Annotated in this window: 13 protein-coding genes; 5 read left to right on the top strand and 8 right to left on the bottom strand. The window is 68.0% G+C overall.

Features of this window, described 5'->3' with window-relative positions; translation table 11 throughout:
* Positions 1 to 180: 180 nt before the first annotated feature.
* Positions 181 to 1,341 (bottom strand): JmjC domain-containing protein, encoded by a 1,161-nt coding sequence (locus CLI93_RS10230; protein WP_095542429.1) that lies wholly within the window; start codon positions 1,339 to 1,341, stop codon positions 181 to 183.
* A gap of 113 nt (positions 1,342 to 1,454) precedes the next feature.
* Here CLI93_RS10230 and CLI93_RS10225 point away from each other — a divergent pair, with 113 nt between their 5' ends.
* Positions 1,455 to 1,973 (top strand): FKBP-type peptidyl-prolyl cis-trans isomerase, encoded by a 519-nt coding sequence (locus tag CLI93_RS10225; protein ID WP_095542396.1) that lies wholly within the window; start codon positions 1,455 to 1,457, stop codon positions 1,971 to 1,973.
* A 132-nt stretch (positions 1,974 to 2,105) separates the two neighbouring features.
* Here CLI93_RS10225 and CLI93_RS10220 read toward each other — a convergent pair whose 3' ends face one another.
* Entirely contained in the window at positions 2,106 to 2,801 is a 696-nt protein-coding gene (locus tag CLI93_RS10220) for a Bax inhibitor-1 family protein (protein WP_095542395.1), read from the bottom strand.
* Between the two features lie 456 nt (positions 2,802 to 3,257).
* On the opposite strand from CLI93_RS10220, the gene CLI93_RS10215 reads away from it, so the two are divergent.
* The 3 genes from CLI93_RS10215 to CLI93_RS10205 are packed head-to-tail and all read left to right on the top strand — an operon-like array spanning position 3,258 to position 6,087.
* The gene (locus tag CLI93_RS10215; RefSeq protein WP_095542394.1) at positions 3,258 to 3,749 is read left to right on the top strand and encodes a tripartite tricarboxylate transporter TctB family protein; all 492 of its coding nucleotides are present in this window, start codon (positions 3,258 to 3,260) and stop codon (positions 3,747 to 3,749) included.
* 18 nt (positions 3,750 to 3,767) lie between these two features.
* Positions 3,768 to 5,282: a tripartite tricarboxylate transporter permease gene (locus CLI93_RS10210; protein WP_095542393.1), complete on the top strand. Its 1,515-nt coding sequence runs from the start codon at positions 3,768 to 3,770 to the stop codon at positions 5,280 to 5,282.
* 4 nt (positions 5,283 to 5,286) lie between these two features.
* Positions 5,287 to 6,087 (top strand): SDR family NAD(P)-dependent oxidoreductase, encoded by an 801-nt coding sequence (locus tag CLI93_RS10205; RefSeq protein ID WP_238946623.1) that lies wholly within the window; start codon positions 5,287 to 5,289, stop codon positions 6,085 to 6,087.
* Between the two features lie 339 nt (positions 6,088 to 6,426).
* On the opposite strand, the gene uvrA is transcribed toward CLI93_RS10205, so the two are convergent.
* The 5 genes from uvrA to hemA form a co-directional block, all read right to left on the bottom strand.
* Entirely contained in the window at positions 6,427 to 12,402 is a 5,976-nt protein-coding gene (uvrA, locus tag CLI93_RS10200; protein WP_095542391.1) for an excinuclease ABC subunit UvrA, read from the bottom strand.
* 134 nt (positions 12,403 to 12,536) lie between these two features.
* Positions 12,537 to 12,962 (bottom strand): hypothetical protein, encoded by a 426-nt coding sequence (locus CLI93_RS14910; RefSeq protein ID WP_143326393.1) that lies wholly within the window; start codon positions 12,960 to 12,962, stop codon positions 12,537 to 12,539.
* Positions 12,963 to 13,454: 492 nt separating this feature from the next.
* The gene (prmC, locus tag CLI93_RS10190) at positions 13,455 to 14,300 is read right to left on the bottom strand and encodes a peptide chain release factor N(5)-glutamine methyltransferase (RefSeq protein ID WP_095542389.1); all 846 of its coding nucleotides are present in this window, start codon (positions 14,298 to 14,300) and stop codon (positions 13,455 to 13,457) included.
* Positions 14,297 to 15,388, bottom strand: coding sequence for a peptide chain release factor 1 (gene prfA, locus CLI93_RS10185; protein ID WP_095542388.1), 1,092 nt, complete (start codon positions 15,386 to 15,388; stop codon positions 14,297 to 14,299). Before prfA ends, prmC begins: the two co-directional genes overlap by 4 nt.
* A gap of 177 nt (positions 15,389 to 15,565) precedes the next feature.
* A complete protein-coding gene (hemA, locus tag CLI93_RS10180) occupies positions 15,566 to 16,894 on the bottom strand; it encodes a glutamyl-tRNA reductase (protein ID WP_095542387.1) in 1,329 nt (442 codons plus the stop codon).
* A 518-nt stretch (positions 16,895 to 17,412) separates the two neighbouring features.
* Between hemA and CLI93_RS10175 the strand changes: the two genes are divergently transcribed.
* Positions 17,413 to 19,338, top strand: a complete 1,926-nt coding sequence (locus CLI93_RS10175; RefSeq protein ID WP_238945806.1) for a reverse transcriptase family protein — start codon at positions 17,413 to 17,415, stop codon at positions 19,336 to 19,338.
* Positions 19,339 to 19,488: 150 nt separating this feature from the next.
* Here CLI93_RS10175 and CLI93_RS10170 read toward each other — a convergent pair whose 3' ends face one another.
* On the bottom strand, positions 19,489 to 20,871 hold the full coding sequence (locus tag CLI93_RS10170; protein ID WP_238945805.1) for a PepSY-associated TM helix domain-containing protein: 1,383 nt from the start codon (positions 20,869 to 20,871) through the stop codon (positions 19,489 to 19,491).
* Positions 20,872 to 20,881 lie beyond the last annotated feature (10 nt).

The following is a 20,881-nucleotide window of genomic DNA, read 5'->3' as shown; positions in this document are numbered from 1 at the left end:
GCGTGATGCTGCTCTTGAGGGCAAGTATCGCCCAGGGCCTGAGGCCTGTGCTCAAAATCCTTGCGCCGCGCTCATCCCCATGCCTGGGCCGGTGTGCTGCGCCTGCAAATTTGCGCCTTGCAGCCATCCCAAACTGGGCCGTGCGCCATTGACGACGTTGAGCACAGGCGCTTGGCACGCTCAAGGCATGAAGAACAGCCAGCCCTGTTCGGCCCATTCCTGCAGCACGCCCTGGGCGCCAGGGCTGAGGCGTTGGTATTGCGCCTGCGCCAGCCAGCGCGTGTCGGCCAGTTGACGCAGCAGCGCGGCGTCGCGCCCGCCGATGCGCCAGCTCTCGCCGTTGACGTAGAGAAAGCGCTCGTCGTAGAGCATGCGGCTCTTGCGCCCGAGGGCGATGCCGGCCTGCCCCTGGGCCGGCGGCAGCGGGGCGTCGTCGCCTTCAAAGACCACGCTGGGGTGCGGTTCGCTGAGGTATTCGCCCAGCAATTGCTCGATGGCATGGGGCTGCTGCAAGCGTCGTAGCATGGCGTCACGCGCAAATTGCTGCATGGCTGGCGGAATGGCGCCGGGTTGGGCCGTGGCCGGTTGCCCTGCATCACGGTAGAGCACGGCGGCGTGGGCGTTGCTGCTGGCGGGCGTGTCCTCATCCCAGTCGGGTTCGGCCAGGCGTTCGAGCAAGGTGGCGGCCAGCTCACGGCGGCCTGGTGAGCGAAAGCCGATCGAGTAGGTCATGCAGCCAGGGCCTTCGGCAATGCCATCGTGGGCGTAGCGCGGCGGCAAGTACAGCATGTCGCCGGGTTCGAGCAGCCATTCCTGCTCGGCCTCGAAATGCTCCAGCAGGCGCAGTGGCACGCCTTGTTGCAAGCGCAAGTCCTTTTGCTTGCCGATGCGCCAGCGCCGCCGCCCTTGTGCTTGCAGCAAAAAGACGTCGTAGCTGTCGAAATGGGGGCCGACGCCGCCGCCGTCACTGGCGTAGCTGATCATCAGGTCGTCCAGTCGGGCCTGCGGGATGAAAGCGAACTGCTGCTGCAGCGCGTGGGCTTGCGCGTCGTGCAGATCCACGCCTTGCACCAGCAACGTCCAGCCCGGACGCGATTGCGGCGGCAGCTGGCGCCGGCTGAAGGGGCCGTGGCGCAGGGCCCAGCCGCGCGCGGTCTGTGTGATCAGACGCGACTGCACGGCCTCGCTGGCGGCCAGGGCGAACAGCCGCTGGGCATCGACCGGGGGCGTGAAGGAGGTGATGGCCTGGCGGATCAGCAGCGGCTTGCGCTGCCAGTGGCTGCGCATGAAGCGCGCTGGCGTCAGGCCGCCAAGCAGGGCCAGAGGGGTATCAAGAGCAATCGGGGACATGGCAAAGAGACTGGGGAAGCGGTTCAAAATCCCTGCAAGATCTTGAACAGGCTTTCAGGAAGGTCTGACAGGCAAGGGCGGCAAAGCTGCGACAATCGCCCGCCATGGAAATCATGAACAACACCGTAGTGGCGCTGACCTGGACGCTCAAGGACAGCCTGGGCGAAGTGCTGGACGAGCTGAGCGAGCCGGTCGAATTCTATGTGGGCGGGCAGGATCTGCTGCCCAGCATCGAGCAGGCTTTGCTGGGCCAACGCGCCGGCGCAGCGCTGAATCTGTATCTGGAGCCCGAGCACGCCTTTGGCGACTACGACGAAGCCCTGGTGTATCTGGAAGCGCGCGCGCTGTTCCCGGCCGAGTTGGAGGAGGGCATGGTGCTCGAAGGCAGCGCCCTGCCGCCGGGCGCGCAATCGGATGCCCCGGCCGATGCGCTGTTGACCGTGACCGAGCTGTACCCGGAGCACGTCGTGCTCGATGGCAACCACCCGCTGGCGGGCATTGCGTTGCAGCTGGCGCTGAAGGTGCACAGCGTGCGGCCCAGCACTGCCGATGAGCAGCGCCTGCAATCGGCCGGCACGGGCTTTTTCCGCATCGCCCCGCAGGAGCCGCCCTTGCTGCACTGACATATTGCATCCATGGGCGTGCCGCGCTTGCATGCACGTTTTTGGGGTGCGCGGCAGTGGCGCGAAAAAATGCCAGCGGCCCTTGCGGGGCGCTGGCATTGTCGTTTCAGCAGACTGCTTTGCTGGCAGGCATCAATCCTCGCCGCCGAAGATGCCCAGCAGGCCCAGCAGGCTTTGGAAGATGTTGTAGAGGCTCAGGTACAGCGACAGCGTGGCCGAGATGTAGTTGACCTCGCCGCCATCGACGATGCGCTTGAGGTCATACAGCAGCCAGAAGCTGAACAGCACGATGGCCACGGTGGAGGTGGCGGCATACAGCGCGGTGGACTGGAACACGAAGATGTTCAGCAGGCCGGAGATCAGCAGCACGATGGCGCCGACGAACAGCCACTTGCCTGCGCCGTCGAAGCTGCGCTTGGTCGTGCTGGCCACAGTGGCCATGGTGGCGAACACGCCTGCGGTGCCGGCAAAGGCGGTCATCACCAGTTGCGAGCCATTGCTCATGCCCAGCACCACGCCCAGCAGGCGCGAGAGCATCAGGCCCATGAAGAAGGTAAAGGCCAGCAGCAGCACCACGCCCAGGCCTGAGTTCTTGGTTTTCTCGATGGCGAACATGAAGCCGAACGCGCCTGCCAGGAACACGATCGCGCCCAGGCCGCCCGAGAGCGCCGCCGTCATATTGGTGGCCAGGCCAACGTAGGCACCCAGAACCGTCGGGATCATCGACAGTGCCAGCAGCCAATAGGTGTTGCGCATGACGCGGTTGCGCTGTTGCGTGGCCGCCTGGTAGTGGGCGCTGCCGTTGTAGGAATTGAAGGAGGGATTCATGCGGATGACCTTTCTGTCAAGCTGCAAGGGATGGAACGTGGGCTGCGACAATCCGCTGGCGCGCAAGGGGTGCGCGGGCGGTGCGAGCAGATTGCGGCGGATTCTAGCGGCAGCCCTGGCTGCTGGGCGCTCTGACAGCGCATTTCCCCGCAGATCGAATGCTTTTTGCAGGCATTGCCGCTGTTTTTGGCGGTTTTGATGGGTGTTTGCCTAAAGTGATTGATGGGCGAGGACAGTGGCAGGGGGCTGGCTGCTCATCGCGCTGCGCAAACGTCTGGCCCGGCAGGCGCTCGCCCCGCTTTGGCGGCTTGTGTGTTTGTTGCCAATGCTCGATCAATTGTGACAAATTGGGGCTGATCTGGAGTGCAGGCTGGCTCGAAGTAGGCACAATACCGCCCTCGCAATGTGGCCATTGCAACCCGACTCACCACGAAAGTGTGTTCAAGGAGATCTGGAGTGCTGATCAAAAGCCAGAAAGACTTTTTCTCGGGCCTGATGTTTTCCATCATCGGCGTGACGTTCGCAGTGGGCGCCAAGTCCTACTCGATTGGCACGGCTGCGCGCATGGGGCCAGGCTATTTTCCGCTGATGCTGGGCATTTTGCTTGCGGCCCTGGGGGCGCTGATCATGCTCAATTCCGTGCTGCGCCGCAACGGCCCGCCCGATGGCGATCCGGTGGGGCGCTGGGCCTGGAAGCCGCTGTTTTACGTGCTGGCGGCAAACTTTGCGTTCGGCATTTTCCTGGTGGGCCTGCCCAAGCTGGGCTTTCCCTCGTTCGGGCTGATGGTGGCAATCTACGTGCTGACCATCATCGCCAGCCGCGCGGCGCACCAGCCGTCATTCAAGACCAGCCTGATCCTGGCGACGGTGCTGGCGGCGGGCAGCTACTTTGTATTCATCAAAGGCCTGGGGCTGGTGCTGCCCGTATGGCCCAGCTTCATCGGTTGAGCCAGCGGGAGTGCATGCATGACTGAAATGATTGACCACCTGGCGCTGGGCTTCAGCGTCGCCTTCACCGCCCAGAACCTGCTGTACGCCTTCATCGGCTGCCTGATGGGCACCTTGATCGGCGTGCTGCCCGGCCTGGGCCCGGTGCCGACGATTGCCATGCTGCTGCCCATCACGTATGGGCTGGAGCCCGTCTCGGCGCTGATCATGCTGGCGGGCATTTACTACGGCGCGCAGTACGGCGGCTCGACCACGGCCATTCTCGTCAACCTGCCCGGTGAATCGGCGGCCGTGGTGACCGTGATCGACGGCTACCAGATGGCCAAGAAGGGCCGAGCCGGCCCGGCGCTGGCAGCCGCCGGCATCGGCTCGTTCATCGCCGGCTGCTTTGGCACGCTGTGGATTGCGGCCTTTGCCGTGCCGCTGACCAAGGTGGCCTTCATGTTCGGTCCAGCCGAGTACTTCTCGCTGATGGTGCTGGGCCTGATTGGTGCTGTGGTGCTGGCCTCGGGCTCGCTGCTCAAGGCCATCGCCATGATCGTGCTGGGCCTGCTGCTGGGCATGATCGGCACCGACATCAACTCCGGCGTGGCCCGTTATTCGTTGGGCATCCCTGAGCTGACCGACGGCATCGACTTCGTGGTCATCGCCATGGGCGTGTTCGGCTATGGCGAAATCATCGCCAACCTCTCGCGCCCGCCAGAGAACCGCAACATCATCACCACCAAGGTGCGCGGCCTGATGCCCACGGCCGAGGACTTCAAGCTGATGCTGCCGGCCATCCTGCGCGGCACCATGCTGGGCTCCATGCTGGGCATTCTGCCCGGCGGCGGCGCGCTGCTGTCGTCCTTCGCGTCCTACACGCTGGAGAAGAAAACCAAGCTCAAGCCTGGCGAGGTGCCCTTTGGCCAGGGCAACATCCGCGGCGTGGCAGCGCCTGAGTCGGCCAACAACGCCGGCTCGCAGGCTTCGTTCATCCCGCTGCTGACGCTGGGCATCCCGCCCAATGCCGTGATGGCGCTGATGGTTGGCGCCATGACCATCCACAACATCCAGCCCGGCCCCGAGGTCATGACCAGCAACCCCGAGCTGTTCTGGGGCCTGATCGCCTCGATGTGGATCGGCAACGCCATGCTCATCATCCTGAACCTGCCAATGATCGGCGTCTGGATCAAGCTGCTGACCGTGCCCTACAACTGGCTGTTTCCCTCCATCGTGCTGTTCTGCGCGCTGGGCGTGTACACCACCAACAACAACGTGTTCGACATCTGGATGGTGGGCATCTTCGGCTTCGTCGGTTATTTGTTCCACAAGCTCGCGGTCGAGCCCGCGCCGCTGCTGCTGGGCTTCATCCTCGGGCCGATGATGGAGGAGTACCTGCGCCGCGCGCTGCTGCTCTCGCGCGGCGACTGGTCCGTGCTGGTCACGCGCCCGATCTCCGCAGGCCTGCTGATTGCAGCTGCACTGCTGCTGATCATCGTGCTGCTGCCCTCGATCCGCAGCAAGCGCGAGGAGGCCTTCGTCGAAGATTGATGCAATGCCGAACGCTATGCCCGCCGCCCAGCCCGCTGCGCTGACGATCCTCACCGGCGCCTCGCGCGGCCTGGGCCTGGCCATGGCGCGGCAACTGCTACAGCCCGGCCAGACCCTGTTGACCATGGCGCGCCAGCCCCATGCCGGCCTGGTTGCCGAGGCCCAGCGCGCTGGCGCCAGGCTGGAGCAATGGGCCATCGATCTGGGCGAGCCGCAGCAGGCCGCGCAGCGCCTGCAGGATTGGCTGCGCAGCCAACCGGCGGGGGCTTTTGGCGTGGCCACGCTCATCAACAACGCTGGCGTGATCCCGCCCATTGCACCGCTGCGGCGCAGCCAGCCGGCGGCCATGGCGCAGGCGCTGCGCGTCGGGCTGGAGGCGCCCATGCTGCTGAGCGCAGCCTTCCTGGCCGCCACCCAGGGCTGGGCCGGGCAGCGCAAAATCCTCAACATCTCCTCCGGCCTGGGGCGCCGCCCCATGGCCTCGCAAGCCCCGTACTGCGCCGCCAAGGCCGGGCTGGACCACTTCACCCGCTGCCTGGCGCTGGAAGAGGCCGCCACGCCGCAGGGCGCGCAGGTCTGCGCCCTGGCGCCGGGCGTGATCGACACCGACATGCAAACCCACCTGCGCAGCGCCGCCGCGCAGGACTTCCCCGATCTGCCGCGCTTTGCCGCGCTGAAAAGCCAGGGCCAGCTCAGCAGCGCCGAGGACACGGCGCGCCGCATCCTGGCCTACCTGCAGCGCCCCGATTTCGGCCAGCAACCCATTGCCGACATCCGTGAAGTGGCTGAAGAGGGCGCAGGCTGAAGGCCTGGCCCGATTCTTTGTGGCCTGTAAGAGCCTGTTCAAAATCTTTGCACGGCGGTCAAGAGAGCGAGCGGATTTGGGCGCTCTGCTGCGCCCGCAAAGCCTCGCCATAGCCCCAGCTATGGCTGCGTTTTGCGCCTTGCAGCCACCCCAAACCGCTTCTTGCCCACTCGCGCCGTGTTTTTGAACAGGCTCTAACAAGTCCGCCTTGGGCTGATGGGGCCCAGCTTGAGCTGAACCTCCTCATCCGCCGCCGCGCCCTTCAATCGGCGCATGCCATGCCTGCTGCCTGCCGAGCCGCTCTGGCAGGGCTGGGCAGCACAGGCCCTTTGCCCCTCACTACTTCAGCTCTGCGCCTGGCCGTTGCAGCACCGGGGCCAGGGCCTGGCCAGTCGGGCTGCCTTGGGCGGCCACGTCCTCGGGCGTGCCTGCGGCGACGATCTGGCCGCCGGCCTGGCCGCCTTCGGGGCCCAGGTCGATGATCCAGTCGGCCTCGGCAATCAGATCCAGATCGTGCTCAATGACGACCACGCTGTGCCCGCCATCGACCAGGCGGTGCAGCACGCCGATGAGCTTTTCCACGTCGGCCATGTGCAGGCCGACGGTGGGCTCGTCCAGCACGTACAGGGTGTGCGGGGCCTTGTTGCCGCGGCGGGTGATGTCGTCGCGCACCTTGGCCAGCTCAGTGACGAGCTTGATGCGCTGGGCTTCGCCGCCGCTCAAGGTGGGGCTGGGCTGGCCCAGGGTGAGGTAGCCCAGGCCCACGTCTTGCAGCAGTTGCAGCGGATGGGCGATGGCGGGCATGCTGGCGAAGAAGCCGATGGCCTCGTCCACCTCCATTTGCAGCACCTGGCCGATGTGCTTGCCGCGCCAGGTCACGGCCAGGGTTTCGGGGTTGAAGCGCGCGCCGTGGCAGAGCTCGCAGGGCACTTTCACATCGGGCAGAAAGCTCATTTCGATGGTGCGCATGCCCTGGCCTTCGCAGGCCGGGCAGCGGCCCTCGCCGGTGTTGAAGGAGAAGCGGCTGACGCTGTAGCCGCGCGCCTTGGCTTCGAGCGTGTCGGCAAAGAGCTTGCGCACCGTGTCCCAAAAGCCGATGTAGGTGGCCGGGCAGGAGCGCGGCGTCTTGCCGATGGGGGTTTGATCGACTTCGAGCACGCGGTCGATGCCCTCGAAGCCTTGCAGGCTGCGCAGGTGTTGCAACTGCCCGGCTGCGCCGCGCTCGCGCAGGGCTTCGCGCCCGGCCTTGCTGGCCTGCTGGCCGACCAGGCGCGCCACGTTGGCCAGCAGCACTTCGCGCGCCAGCGTGGATTTGCCCGAGCCGGATACGCCAGTGATCGCCACCAGCCGCCCCAGCGGCACCCAGGCGTTGACGCCTTGCAGGTTGTGCAGGCTGGCGCCTTGCAGGCGCAGCGCGGGGCTGTCCGCGCCCACGGCGCGGCGCGGGCGAAACGGGTGGCGCATGGCCTGGCGCAGGTAGCGGCCGGTGAGCGAATCGGGGTGCTGCGCCACGGCCTCGGGCCGCCCCTGGGCGACGATGCTGCCGCCGCGCACGCCCGCGCCGGGGCCGATGTCGATGAGGTGGTCGGCGCTGCGGATGGTGTCCTCATCGTGCTCGACCACCACCAGGGTGTTGCCCTTGTCGCTCAGGGCCTGCAGCGCGCCCAGCAGGATGCGGTTGTCGCGCGCGTGCAGGCCGATGGTGGGCTCGTCCAGCACGTAGCACACGCCTTGCAGGTTGCTGCCCAGTTGCGCGGCCAGGCGGATGCGCTGGGCCTCGCCGCCGCTGAGCGTGGGCGCGCCGCGATCCAGCGTGAGATAGCCCAGGCCGACTTGCTCCAGAAACTCCAGCCGGGAGCGGATCTCGGGCAGCAGGTCGCGGGCGATTTCGGCCTCGCGGGGGCTGAGTGCGTCGGCGGCGCTGCCCGCTTGCAGGCTTTGCACCCAGGCGCGCAGCTCGCTGACCGTCCGCTGCGCCAGGTCGGTAATGGCCATGCCGTGAAAGCGCACGGCGCGGGCGGTGGCGTTCAGGCGCGTGCCCTGGCAGGCGGGGCAGGCAGCGTCGTCCAGGCCTTCCACGTCTGGCTCGTCAAAGCTGCGCTCGCGCCCGCGCTCGTCCTGCGGGGCGGAGTCGTCCAGCGCCTGGCGCTGCTCGCGCGTCAGCGCCAGGCCCGTGCCCACGCAGTCGGGGCACCAGCCGTGCGCGCTGTTGTAGGAGAACAGGCGCGGGTCCAGCTCGGGGTACGAGGTATGGCATTGCGGGCAGGCGCGCAGCGTGGAATAGCTTTCGATCTGGCCCAGGCCACGCGTGCCCTGGCCGCTGGGGTCGGCTGCCAGCGCGGCGGCCAGGCCGCCGGGGCCATCTGGTTGGCCGATGCCGCTGAGCACCTGCACCACGCCCTTGCCGTGTTGCAGCGCCAGCGCCAGTTGCTCGCGCAGCAGCGCCTCGTTGGCGGGCGTGACATCCAGGCTGCACACGGGCAGCTCGATGTGGTGTTCCTTGTAGCGGTCCAGCTTGGGGAAGGGCGCGGTGGGCACAAACGCGCCATCGACGCGCAAATGCGTGTGGCCGCGCAGCCGCGCCCATTCGGCGATCTCGGTGTAAATGCCCTTGCGGCCCACCACCAGCGGTGCCAGCAGGCCGATGTGCTGGCCGCGGTGCTGGCGCAGCACATGGGCGGCGATGGCGTCCAGCGATTGCGGCTGCACCGCCGCGCCGTCGTGCACGCAGTGCTGCACGCCCAGCTTGACGTACAGCAGGCGCAGGTAGTGCCAGACCTCGGTGGCCGTGCCAACGGTGGATTTGCGCCCGCCGCGCGAGAGCCGCTGCTCGATCGCCACCGTGGGCGGGATGCCGTGCACGGCGTCCACATCCGGGCGGCTGGCCGGCTGCACGATGGAGCGCGCGTAGGCGTTGAGCGATTCCAGATAGCGGCGCTGGCCCTCGCCAAACAGGATGTCGAAGGCCAGCGTGGATTTGCCCGAGCCGGACACGCCGGTGATGACGTTGAAGCGCCCGCGCGGGATGGAGACGCTGAGGTTTTTCAGGTTGTGCTCGCGGGCGTGGACGATGTCGATCGTGGCCGGATGCCGGGCCGCAGCCGTTTTTGCGCCGTACACGGCCTGCGGCTCAGCCACGTGCAGGCCCTGCGCGGCGTGGGTGGCGTGGGCTGCGGGCGGCTGGCCCAATACTTGCTCGTACTCGCGCAGCGCAGCGCCAGTCAGCGAATCGGGGTGCCGGGCCACTTCTTCTGGCGTGCCTTGCGCCACGATGCGCCCGCCAGCTTCGCCGGCTTCGGGGCCCAGGTCGATGATCCAGTCGGCCGCGCGCATCACGTCCAGGTTGTGCTCGATCAGGATCAGCGAGTGCCCGGCATCGAGCAGCTTGCGCAGCGCGCGCATGAGCTTGGCGATGTCGTCGAAATGCAGGCCGGTGGTGGGTTCATCGAACAGAAACAACACGCCCTTGCGCGCCAGCGGCTGGCGGCTTTTGCTGGCTTGCTGGGCGGCTTCGGCCAGGTGCCCGGCGAGCTTGAGGCGCTGGGCCTCGCCGCCGCTGAGCGTGGGCACGCTCTGGCCCAGGCGCAGGTATTCCAGCCCCACGTCGGCCAGCGGTTGCAGGGCGCGCAGCACCTCGCGATCGGTGGCGAAGCAGGCCAGCGCCTCGTCCACCGTCAGCGCCAGCACGTCGGCCACGTTCAGCGCCTGGCCGCCGCGCTCGATCTGCACCTCCAGCACCTCGGGGCGGTAGCGGCTGCCGTTGCATTCCTGGCAGCGCAGATAGACGTCGGAGAGAAATTGCATCTCCACATGCTCAAAACCGCTGCCGCCGCACACCGGGCAGCGCCCGTCGCCGCTGTTGAAGCTGAACTTGGCCGCCGTGTAGCCGCGCTGGCGCGCCAGCGGCGCATCGGCAAAGAGCTTGCGGATCGCATCCCACGCGCCCACGTAGCTGGCCGGGTTGGAGCGCGCCGTCTTGCCGATGGGCGATTGATCGACGAACACCGCATCGGCCAGGTGGTCGGCCCCCAGCAGCGCATCGTGCGCGCCGGGCGCTTCGCTGGCCTTGCCAAAGGCGCGCAGCAGCGCCGGGGCCAGCACGTCCTGGATCAGCGTGGACTTGCCCGAGCCGGACACGCCCGTCACGCACACCATGCGTTGCAAGGGGAACTCCACATCCATGCCTTGCAGGTTGTTGGCGCGCGCGCCCTGCAGCAGCAAACGCGGCGTGCCCGGCTGCACGACGCGGCGCGCCGGGCTGTCGATGCGCAGCCGACCGCCCAGGTATTGGCCGGTGAGCGTGTCGGCCTGGCGCAGCGCGGCGGGCGTGCCGTCGAACACGATGCGCCCGCCGCCGCTGCCTGGGCGCGGCCCCATGTCGATGATGCGGTCGGCCGCCAGCATCACGGCCGGGTCGTGCTCCACCACCACCAGCGTGTTGCCCGCATCGCGCAGGCGCAGCATGGCCTGGTTGATGCGCTGCATGTCGCGCGGGTGCAGGCCGATGCTGGGCTCGTCGAGCACGAACAAGGTGTTGACCAGCGAAGTGCCCAGCGCCGTCGTCAGGTTGATGCGCTGTACTTCGCCGCCGCTCAGGGTGCGGCTTTGCCGGTCCAGCGTCAGGTAGCCAATGCCGACCTCGTTGAGAAAGCGCAGCCGCGCGTTGATTTCTGCCAGCAGCATGCGCGTGGCCTGGGCCTGGGCGCCGTCGTCATCTTCGGGCGGCGCCAGCGTGGCCATGAAGTGCGCCAGCCGCGCCAGCGGCAACTGCATCAAATCGTGCAGGCACAGGCCGGGCAGGGCCTCCAATTGCGCGCGGCTCCAGCCCACGCCTGCGGGCATGAAGCGCTGCGCAGCGGGCAAGGCCGCATCCGCCGCCGCCTTGGTGCCCACGCGCCAGAGCAGGCTTTGCGTCTTCAGCCGCGCGCCTGCGCAGGCCGGGCAGGTGGTGTAGCTGCGGTATTTGGACAGCAGCACGCGAATGTGCATCTTGTAGGCCTTGCTCTCCAGGTATTCGAAAAAGCGCGCGATGCCGTACCACTTCTGCGTCCATTTGCCGTTCCAGTCCGGCGCGCCGTGCAGCACCCAGTGCCGCTGCTCGGGCGTCAAGTCCCGCCAGGGCGTGTCGCGCGGGATGCTCCAGCTCTCGGCGTGGCGCAGCAAATCGTCCTGAATCTCCTTCCAGGCCGGGGTTTGGATGGCCTTGATGGCGCCCTGGCGCAAGCTCAAGCGCTCATCGGGGATCACCAGGCCCCAGTCCACGCCGATCACGCGGCCAAAGCCCCGGCAGGCCTCGCAGGCCCCGGCCGGGGAGTTGAAGGAGAACATCGACGGCGAGGGCTCCTGATAGCGCAACTGGCTCTCGGGGCAGTGCAGGCCTTGGGAGAAGTGCAGCACTTCGGGCGCTGCGGCCTCGCCCTCGGCCTCAGCCTCGGGCAGCACATACACCGCCAGCCGCCCGTGGCCGCGCTGGAAGGCTGTCTCCAGCGCCTCGACCACCCGCGCTGGATCGGCGCGCGAGAGGCGAAAGCGATCGGCCACCACATCCAGCACCTTGCGCTGCGCCGGGGCGGGGCTTGCTTTGACGGACTTGCCCGTTTTCTTCGCCGCCTTGCCCTTGCTTGCAGTGACGGCGGCCTGCTCCACCTGCACCAGCCGCTGGGCCTGCACCTTGGTGTAGCCGCTGGCGGCCAGCCACTGCTGCATTTGCTCCTCGCTGGTGTCGGCGGGCAGCTCCACGGCAAAGGTCACCACCAGGCGCGGATCGCCTGCGGCCTGGCCATCCTCTTTGCCATCCCCCTTGCCGCTCTCCTTGCCGAAACGCGCCTGCAAGGCCGCGTACACGCTCTGCGGCGTGTCGTGGCGCACCGGCAGGGCCGTCTGCCGGTCATAGAGCTGGGCCGTGCGCGCAAACAGCAGCTTCAGGTGGTCGTTAAGCTCGGTCATCGTGCCCACGGTGGAGCGGCTGTTGCGCACCGGGTTGGTCTGGTCGATGGCGATGGCTGGCGGCACGCCCTCGATGCGGTCCACCGCGGGCTTGTCCATGCGGTCGAGGAATTGCCGCGCGTAGGCCGAGAACGTCTCCACATAGCGGCGCTGGCCCTCGGCGTAGAGCGTGTCGAACACCAGCGAGGACTTGCCGCTGCCGCTGGGGCCGGTGACCACCGTCAGCGTGCCGGGGGCGATGTCCACATCCAGATTCTGCAAATTGTGCTGGCGCGCGCCACGGATGCGGATGGCCTGTGGCTGCGCAGCCGCTGGGCTGGCTGGGCTGGTTTTTGGGGTGTCGGAGGAGGGGGCGTCGGAGCGGGGCATACGTGGGGCGTGCCAGGGGCGTGCGCGGGCCTGGGCAGGGCGAATTTGGAATGGAAATCGCGGGCGTTCTGCCAGATGCTGGGCAAAGTTTCGGCGAAGTGGTTGTGGATGGATTGGCCTTGTGTGCCAGGGCTTCAATGGTTTTCAAGCTCCTTCAGCGAGGGCGTGATGGATTCAAACGCTGTATCCCAGTCGAACTCGAAAGTCTGCCTGGAAAAGCCTGGGATGGTTTGGTCAATGTGCAGCAGCAAGCCGCGCTGGGTGTCGATGCTCAGACGCTGCTCCAACTGAAGCTGGCCGAACTCGCTCTTGCTGTGCACCGTCAGTATCGGCGCGCCGGTGCGGCTGGTGCTGCGCTGCACCGCCAAGATGGCGTGCTGGGCCAGATACGCCGCGCTGGGCGCGGGCCTGGGCAGTGGCTCTTGCCTCCAGACGCCATCCTGGGTCTTTTTCCATACCGTGTCTGCATCGAGGCGAATGTGAAGAAGCTCCAGGCCATCAGGGCCGGCTTTGTAGACGCGCTCACGCGGGCCGGGCTCGAACTGGGTGTGCGTGTGCACGGCGGGCTCAGACTGCGCGGCGTCTGCATACCAGGCCTTCCAAACCAATGTGTGGCGCTGCAAGCCAAGGCGCGCCAAAGGGGCATGCAAGGCTTGGACTGTGGCCTTGCGTGTTGCGGCATCAACCTTGTCCCCAGCTTGGGGCATGCAGGCCTGGATGTACGCGGCTTGGGTTTGATGCGGGTTGCAAGGGGCCAGCTCTTTGACTGGTACGGCCCGTGCAGGCTGGGGTGTTGGCGCAGGGGCGGGACCGGGGGCTTGGGCTGCAGTGCAGCCCAGCAGAGTCAGCGCGGCACCCAGTGCCCAATCAGTACGGATGGTGCGGATCATCGGTGCGGTGCTCCAAGTCGAGCAAAGCCAAGAGGCAGTGGCAAGAATGGCTTTGCTGATGCGGCGGCAGGAGAGTGCGCTCGTGCCAAGCCAGACGGGCCGTCATTATGGGAGCTCTGCGCGCATGGCAGCGCCGTGCGCATTTGCGGTGCATAACAGGCTCTAGCGTAGGCGGCGTGCGCCGGTGCAGCGGATGTGGCCAGCCAGGTCTTGGCGGTGGGCCACCTCCCCATAGCCTGCCTGGGCCAGCAGCTGGGCGACTTGCTGGTGCTGCTGCCAGCCGTGCTCCAGCAGCAGCCAGCCGCCGGGCGCCAGCGTGGGCAGGGCGTGGGCGATGATGTGGCGGATGTCGTCCAGCCCGTCGGCGCCGCTGGTCAGCGCCTGGCGCGGCTCGTGGCGCAGCGCGGGCAGGTGCGGGTCGTGCTCGGCGATGTAGGGCGGGTTGCTGACGATCATGTCCCAATCGCCCAGGCCGGCCTGGCGGGCTGGCTCCAGCCAGTGGCCGTGCAGCCAGTGCAGCGCCAGGCCCAGGCGCCGGGCGTTGTCCTGGGCGACCTGCAGCGCGGCCAGGCTTTGCTCGCAGGCCCAGACCTGGGCATCGGGGCGCTGGCTTTTGAGTGCCAGCGCAATGGCGCCGCTGCCCGTGCCCAGATCCAGCAGGCGCGGCTGGCCCTGCTGGGGCAGCAGCTGCACCGCCCATTCGACCAGGGTTTCGGTGTCCGGGCGCGGGTCGAGCACGGCCGGGGTGATGTGCAGCGGCAGGCCGAAGAATTCGCGCTGGCCGGTCAGGTAGGCCAGCGGCACGCCGTCGGCGCGGGCCTGCAGCAGCTGCGCCCAATGCGCAGCCTGGGCGGCATCCAGCGGCTGATCGTCGTGGGCCAGCAGCCAGGCGCGCTGGCTGGCCTCGCGCCCCAGCGCGTGCAGCAGCAGCAGCTGGGCGTCCAGCCGCGCCAGGCCTTGCGCGGCGGCCTGTTGCAGGGCCTGGGCGATGGTGGCAGGGGCGCTCATTCGGGTTGCAGCTGGGCCAGCAGCTCGGCTTCGCGCGCGGCCTGCAATGCGTCCAGCACCTCCTGCAGGTCGCCTTCGATGATGCTGGGCAGTTTGTAGAGTGTCAGCCCGATGCGGTGGTCGGTCAGGCGGCCCTGCGGGAAGTTGTAGGTGCGGATGCGATCGGAGCGGTCGCCGCTGCCGATCAGGCCCTTGCGCAGCGCGGCGTCCTTGGCGGCCTGGGCGCTGCGCTCCTGCTCCTGCAGGCGCGCGGCCAGCACCTGCAAGGCCTTGGCCTTGTTGCGGTGCTGGCTGCGGTCGTCCTGGCATTCGGCCACCATGCCGGTGGGGATGTGGGTGATGCGCACGGCCGAGTCGGTTTTGTTGACGTGCTGGCCGCCGGCGCCGCTGGCGCGGAAGGTGTCGATGCGCAACTCGGCCGGGTTGAGCTGCACGGCCACGGCCTCGTCCGGCTCGGGTAGCACGGCCACGGTGCAGGCGCTGGTGTGGATGCGGCCCTGGGTTTCGGTGGCGGGGATGCGCTGCACGCGGTGCCCGCCCGATTCGAAGCGCAGCCGCCCATAGACGCGCTCACCCTCGATGCGCAGCACGGCTTCCTTGTAGCCGCCCAGCTCGCTGTCGCTGGCGCTGATGAGCTCGCACTTCCAGCCCTGGCTGTCGGCATAGCGCGTGTACATGCGCAGCAGGTCGCCGGCGAACAGCGCCGATTCGTCGCCGCCGGTGCCGGCGCGGATTTCCAGGAAGGCATTGCGCGCGTCGTCCGGGTCGCGCGGCAGCAGCAGGCGCTGCAGCTCGGCCTCCAGCTGCTGCATCTGCTGCGTGGCGTGGGCGATTTCCTCCTGCGCCAGCGCCAGGGTGTCGGCGTCGCTGTGCGCGTCCTGCAGCAGCTCCTGCGCAGTCTGCAGGTCGGCGGCGTGGGCCTGGTAGCGGCTGTAGCGGCTGGCGATCTGCGTGACCTCGGCGTGCTCGCTGGCGATGCGGCGGTATTGCTGCATGTCGGCCAGGATGTCTTCGCGCGAGAGCAGGAAATCCAGCTCCGCAAGGCGTTGCACGTAGCGTTCGAGCTGGGGGCGGAGGTGGGCTTGCATGGGCCGGGCAGGAAGGTGGGGAAAGTGGGTGATCGGGCCGGGACGATGGCGCGGGGGGGCGCCTGCGGGGCGCGGCATGGCGCCGGTGGCTGGCGGGGGGAAGGCAAGGGCAGCGTGGGTGTGGAGGCCGCGCCCCTGCCGTGCCAGGCGTGCTGGCGTGGCTCTGGCTGGCCGGCGCTAATGCTGGCGCGGCGTCTCGCCGCGCAGGAACAGGCGCGAGACCATGTGCGCGGTCTGTTGGCGCTCGTCCGCGTCGCCGTGGCCGTTGCGCAATTCGCTGACGGCGCCGTGCAGCATTTTCTTGCTCAGGTTGTGCGCCAGCGCCTGCAACACGGCGTCCAGGTCCTCGCCGCGCGCCAGCATCTTGCGCGCGCGCGCCACTTCCTGGGCGTTCCAGCTCTGGGCCTGCTGCTGCAGCTGCTGGATCAGCGGCACCACGGCGCTTTGGCTGCTGCGCATCTCCAGCCAGCGGGCAAAGTGCTGCACGCCGCTGTCGATGATGGCCTCGGCCTGGGCCACGGCGGCCTCGCGCTGGGCCCTGCCGCTTTGCACCACGCTGGCCAGGTCGTCCACGGTGTAGAGGTAAACGTTGTCCTGGGCCTGCACTTCGGGTTCGATGTCGCGCGGCACGGCCAGATCGACCATGAACATGGGGCTGTTGCGGCGGCGCTTGAGCGCGCGCTCGACCGCGCCCAGGCCGATGATGGGCACGCTGCTGGCGGTGCAGGAGACGATAATGTCGAATTCGTGCAGGCGCTCGGGCAGCTCGCCGATGCGCAGCGTCTGCGCGCCCAGGCGCGCAGCCAGCTTTTCGCCGCGCTCGAGCGTGCGGTTGGCGATCACGATGCTGTGCGGGCGCTGGGCGGCAAAGTGCGTACTGGCCAGCTCGATCATTTCGCCCGCGCCAATGAACAGCACCTTCAGGCGGGCAAAGTCCTCAAACAGTTGGCCGGCCAGGCGCACGGCAGCCGCGGCCATGCTGATGGAGTGCGCGCCGATGGCGGTGCTGCTGCGCACCTCCTTGGCCACGGCAAAGCTGCGCTGAAACAGCTGGTGCAACGTGCTGCCCAGCGCGCCAGCTTGCTCGGCCGCGCGCACGGCGCTCTTCATCTGGCCCAGGATTTGCGCCTCGCCCAGCACCATGGAGTCCAATCCGCTGGCGACGCGGAAGGCATGACGGGCGGCCAGATCCTGGTCGTGCGTGTAGGCGTACTGGGCCAGATCCTGCGCGGTCAGGCCGCCGCTGCGCGCCAGCCAATCCAGCGTGGCCTGCTGCAGCGCCAGCCGCTCGGGCTGGGGCAGGGCGCTGGGCGCGGCGCAGTAGATCTCGGTGCGGTTGCAGGTCGAGAGAATGGCCGACTCCACCGGCTGCGGACCATGGCCTTGCAGCAGCGACTGGCGCAGTCCATGCAGCGCCGGGCCAATTTGCTCCAGCGCATAGGCAAAGCGGCCCCGCAAATCCAGCGGGGCTGTGTGGTGGTTGATCCCAAGCGTCCAGACGGCCATAACCGCGCATTATAAAAATTGTCACAAAAACTTGCAGGGCCCGATGGGGCTTGCCTGAGCAGCGCCATCGGGAATCTGCAGCCTTGCCGCCCGCAAGCGCTGTTTGACCATCGTTGCCCCCGATCTGGGGGCTTGGCTTTGCGCCTGTGCCGTGGGCGAGAACATGGTCAAAAAAGGCTGCTGCCATCGCAGCGTCGAGAGCCTCTGCGGATTCAGGCGCCTAGAATGGTGCCGGGCGTACGGGCAAGGCTCTTGCATCCTGGGTGGTGGATCGCCATCCGCGTTGTTTGCTCTGTCATGCGTCACTGGCGCACTCTTCACTGTGCCGATGGCGCTACCCGCCGCTTTTGCCGTTTGACTTCCTTGAAGTCAAACAGCGGAGGGTAGCCCATCGGCGTCGAGTGGAGCGCGCAAGTCCGAAGGCTTCTTCGATGAGAACGCCCGTACGCCCCCCTTTACAGGCCCAGCTCTTGGTTTTTTCTGACTGCGTGCGGCATCGTCACAGGCTCTGAAACACCATGACCCGCACCACCGACGACTCCGCCAACCTGCCCCCTGAGCAGCTCACGCGCGCGCAGCTGATAGAGCGAGAGCGCACCCAAGCCAGCAGCAAGCAGACAGTGATCCTGCAGGACATGCAACGCCTGGGCTTTTGGCCCAGCGACCAACCCCCGCCTGAGCCCCCAGCCGAGCTGGTGCAGCGCGAAGCGCAGCTCAGCCAGGCGCTGGCCGCCATGGCCGCCCGCCTGAGCGCTGGCGGGGACGATCCGCAGCAGGCGCTGCGCCTGATGCGCCGCCAGCGCCTTCAGGCTGCGCGCCAGCGTCGCGAGGCCACGCGCCAGGCCCGCGCCCAGGCCCGTTACGAGCGCGCCCGCAGCTGGCACGAACGCCGCCAGCACAGCGTGCTGTATCTGGGGCAGGGCGTCTCCGGTGGCCTGCAACACAGCGACAACCAACCCGAGCGCTTGGCGCGCTGGCAATTGCCGCAGCCGGCCAACCCGCAGCAGCTGGCTCAGCTCATGGGCGTCTCGGTGGCCGAGCTGCGTTTTCTCGCCTACGACCGCGCCGTGGCCCGCGTCAGCCACTACCGCAGTTTTGACTTGCCCAAGAAAAGCGGCGGCCTGCGCCGCATCTCTGCGCCCATGCCGCGCCTCAAGCGCCTGCAGTACTGGCTGCTGGACAACATCCTCAGCAAAGTGCCGGTGCACGATGCGGCGCACGGCTTTCGCCCTGGGCGCTCCATCTGCAGCAACGCCCAGCCGCACGTGGGCAAGGCCGTGGTCATCAACCTGGATTTGCAGGACTTCTTCCCCTCCATTGCCTACCCGCGCATCAAGGGCGTGTTCCGCGCGCTGGGCTACAGCGAGCAACTGGCCAGCATCATGGGCCTGCTGTGCACCCAGCGCCCCACGCAGGCCGTGCAGCTCGACGGCCAGACCTACCACATCGCCACCGGCGCGCGTCACTTGCCGCAGGGCGCGCCCAGCAGCCCGGCGCTGACCAACATCCTCTGCCGCCGGCTGGATCGCCGCCTGCATGGCATGGCCGCCAAGCTCGGCTTTGCCTACACCCGTTATGCCGACGACCTGAGCTTCTCGGCCGATGCGCCGGCCCAGCATCTGGTGGGCAAGCTGCTGTGGCGCGCGCGCCAGATCATCGCCGATGAGGGCTTTACCCTGCACCCGGACAAGCTGCATGTCATGCGCAGCGCCCGGCGTCAGCAAGTCACTGGCTTGGTCGTCAACGCCAAGCCCTCGATTGATCGCAGCACCTTCAAGCGTTTTCGCGCCACCGTCTTTCAGGTCGAAAAAGACGGGCCGCAAGGCAAATCCTGGAACGGCAACGACAACGTGCTCGACGCGCTGCTGGGCTACGCCCACTTTCTGCACATGGTCGATCCGCAGCGCGGCCAGCCCTGGCTGCAGCGCGTACAGGCCCTGCGCGCCGCAGCCCAGGCTCCGGCGCAACCGCAGCCATCGCCAGAACCTCAACAGATATTGCAATTGGAGAGCGCCGCCAACGCCTCGCAAACTGGCCGGGGGCGCAGCGCCTTTCGCCGCGCCAGCGCCCAGGGCCAGGCCCCCTGGGCGCATTGGTGGCAGCCGGCCCAGCCGCCAGCGCCTGTGCTTGAACCCACCGAAGCACAACGCCAGGCGCAGCGCCGCCAGCAAGCCCAGGCCGCTTTGCCCACGGCCGCGCAGCCGCAGCGCCAGGGCGCGCTTGAACCCCAGCAGCCGCCCGAAGAGGCGCAGCACGCCAGCCAGCGCAACCCGCGCATGCTGCTGGAGCAATCCCTGGCCCTGCTGGTGCTGCTGTTCATGTTGCGCAAACCCTCGCTGCTGCTGGTGGGCCTGCTCATCCACCTGGCCTATCACCTGCGGCACCGCAGTAGCTGGTGGCTGTTCCTGCCCCTGTTGTTGGCGTCATTGCTGGTGCCGTTTTAGGGGGGGATTGGGCTTGCGAAGCGGTTTTTTTCCGATGTCAAAGTCGCCAATGCAAGGCGAAAACGCGCGCAAGGCCTGGGGCACTGTGCAAGCGCTTTCAACGCAGCAGTTGCGGTTTTTTGACCGAAAACACCGTCGCAACACTCCATCTCAACAAGCCCCAGCGGATCGGCCTTTGGCGAGCCCGGCGCGGCGCTTGCGCAGCCAGATCATCACCCCCGTCACGCTGATGACGGCCACTGCCAGCCCCAGCAGGCTGACCAGCGCGCGGCCCGGCCAGCCCAGGATGCGGCCCGAGTGCAGCGGGTACTGCGCCGCCATGAACACCTCGCCCGCGCTGCGGCGCGCTGCGCTGCGCGTGGCCACGGGCGCGCCGGTGGCCGAATCCAGATACACCCAGTGCGGCCCGAGCGTCGGGCCGTAAGGCTCGCGCCCCGGCGCGGCAAAGGCCACGGCGTACAGCCCGTCTTCGTCCTGCCAGTCGTACAGCCGCCAGGGCTGCAAGCCCAGCGCCTTGGCGGCGGCGCGGCCGGTCGTGGCGTGCGCTGAAGCGGCAGCGGTGTTGATGCTCGATGGGGGCGTAACGGGCGCGACGGGCGCATCGCCCAGCCAGCCCAACTGGCGCGCCTGGGCCAGCGCCAATTGCAGCGCGCGCTCGCGCCCGATGGCCGCTTGCCCTGGGGACAAGGGCTGGCGGCCCGCCCAAGGCTCGGGCGGCACGGGTGAAAACCACGCCACCAGCGGCTGCATGACTTCCGTGCGCAGATTCAGGCCCACGCCGGTGATGGCCAGCACCAGAAGCAGCGGCCACAGCCACACGCTGCCCGAGCGGTGCAGATCGAACGTCAGCTTGTGCCCGCCCGCGCCCCAGCGAAACGCGAAGGACTTGCGCCAGGCCTTGCGGCTGGGGAAGGCCAGCGCCAGCGCCCACAGGCAGTCCAGTGCCCACAGCAAGGCCACGCCGCCCAGCAGCCAGGCGCCCCACACGCCGGGCAGGTGCAGGCTGTAGTGCAGCTTGTAGATGAAAGGCAGCAAGTCTTGCCGCGCCTGCGCCAATGAGCCGCCGCGCCACTGGCCCCATTGCCGCTGGCCCAGGATCTGACCACTCGCCGGGTGCACGAACAACTGGTCAAAGCCCAGTGCTGCGTTCGTGCCTGTGCCCGCGTCCGCGCTCGTGCCCGAATCCGCATTCGCATCCGCATTCGGTTTGGCCGCCACGCGCAGCATGGCCGCCTGCCCCGGCTCCAGCGCCAGCGGCAGGCTGGTCACGCGCCACTGCGGCTGCGCGGCCTCCAACTGCGCGGCCAGCGCCAGCAACTGCGCCGCATCCTGCGCCGGCGTGCCGGGCGTGCGCAGCATGTGCGGGTTCAGCAGTGCGTCCAGCTCGTCCGTCCAGGCCATTACGGCCCCGGTCAGGCCGGTGAGCACCAGAAAGGCGGCCAAGGCCAGGCCCGCCCATCGGTGCAGCTTGAGCAAGGCCGGGCGCAGCAGGCGGGATGGCTTGGGGCGGGCTTGGGTGTGCGGCGGGGGCATGGCAAATTGC

It is taken from the genome of Vandammella animalimorsus, assembly GCF_002288875.1.
In the GTDB taxonomy this organism is placed as follows: Bacteria; Pseudomonadota; Gammaproteobacteria; order Burkholderiales; family Burkholderiaceae_C; genus Lampropedia; species Lampropedia animalimorsus.
Note: the sequence above shows the minus strand (reverse complement) of the source record. Positions and strands in the feature narration are given on the sequence as shown.

Bases quoted from the DNA above. Each gene is read 5' to 3' on its own strand.
- CLI93_RS10225 (WP_095542396.1), top strand. From the start codon at position 1,455: ATGGAAATCATGAACAACACCGTAGTGGCGCTGACCTGGACGCTCAAG.
- CLI93_RS10220 (WP_095542395.1), bottom strand. From the start codon at position 2,801: ATGAATCCCTCCTTCAATTCCTACAACGGCAGCGCCCACTACCAGGCG.
- CLI93_RS10210 (WP_095542393.1), top strand. From the start codon at position 3,768: ATGACTGAAATGATTGACCACCTGGCGCTGGGCTTCAGCGTCGCCTTC.
- CLI93_RS10205 (WP_238946623.1), top strand. From the start codon at position 5,287: ATGCCGAACGCTATGCCCGCCGCCCAGCCCGCTGCGCTGACGATCCTC.
- uvrA (WP_095542391.1), bottom strand. From the start codon at position 12,402: ATGCCCCGCTCCGACGCCCCCTCCTCCGACACCCCAAAAACCAGCCCA.
- prmC (WP_095542389.1), bottom strand. From the start codon at position 14,300: ATGAGCGCCCCTGCCACCATCGCCCAGGCCCTGCAACAGGCCGCCGCG.
- prfA (WP_095542388.1), bottom strand. From the start codon at position 15,388: ATGCAAGCCCACCTCCGCCCCCAGCTCGAACGCTACGTGCAACGCCTT.
- hemA (WP_095542387.1), bottom strand. From the start codon at position 16,894: ATGGCCGTCTGGACGCTTGGGATCAACCACCACACAGCCCCGCTGGAT.
- CLI93_RS10175 (WP_238945806.1), top strand. From the start codon at position 17,413: ATGACCCGCACCACCGACGACTCCGCCAACCTGCCCCCTGAGCAGCTC.
- CLI93_RS10170 (WP_238945805.1), bottom strand. From the start codon at position 20,871: ATGCCCCCGCCGCACACCCAAGCCCGCCCCAAGCCATCCCGCCTGCTG.